A 641-nucleotide genomic window follows, 5' to 3' on the forward strand; every position below is an offset into this window, starting at 1 on the left:
AATCTCGGTGGCGAGGCGGCGGGGATGTTGACGGGGGGTGTGTCGGGTGGCGTGGTCGGGGCAGGTGCGGGTTCGGGCTTCCACGTCGACGACGTAGGTTCCACAGTCGGTTTCGGCGACGTAGCGACCGTCGCGGAGCGGTCGCACGGCCATCGGCTCGGTGCGGGCGCGGCGTGCGCGACCGGTCAACCCGTCCGATTCGAGTGTGGTCTTGCGGCGCACCGGGCGAGTCGACGCGGGTGTGTGTGCAGTGTGCGTCATGGTGTGGTGCGGTTTTCGACCCGTACCAGCGGCTGGTCAGGGGTCAGTTTCCGTCACAAAAATATAGGTCCCCGAGCGACCTAAACCCTCGTTTCGCGTAGAAAATCGGCCGCGTGAGTGGCTCTCGTCGGCCATCCGCCCATCGAAGACCTTTTAGAATGGCCGCGGATACGTCGTCGCATGGCTCTCGAAGCGGAGATGCGTCGGAAGATTGCCGTCTCCATCGTCGCGGTCGGGGTGTTTATCACCCTCATCGTCGGCATCGGTTCGACCTTCAATCAGAGTGGCCTCGCCTCCCCCGCCGGCCTAGCCCTTTCATGCTCTCATCGCGTCGTCTCGTTCCTGCTCGGACGGTCTGGCCTTTTCGTGTGCCCTTTCCC

Annotated in this window: 1 protein-coding gene and 1 pseudogene; one reads left to right on the forward strand and one right to left on the reverse strand. The window is 64.3% G+C overall.

Annotated elements, in window-relative coordinates; genetic code table 11:
• Window positions 1–222: pseudogene (locus QT222_RS00175) on the reverse strand (SWIM zinc finger family protein); the annotation flags it as partial.
• A 219-nt stretch (window positions 223–441) separates the two neighbouring features.
• On the opposite strand from QT222_RS00175, the gene QT222_RS00180 reads away from it, so the two are divergent.
• The coding region (locus QT222_RS00180; RefSeq protein ID WP_491475918.1) for a DUF7472 family protein at window positions 442–641 on the forward strand (200 nt) is incomplete at its 3' end.

Source organism: Haloferax sp. s1, from assembly GCF_058382125.1.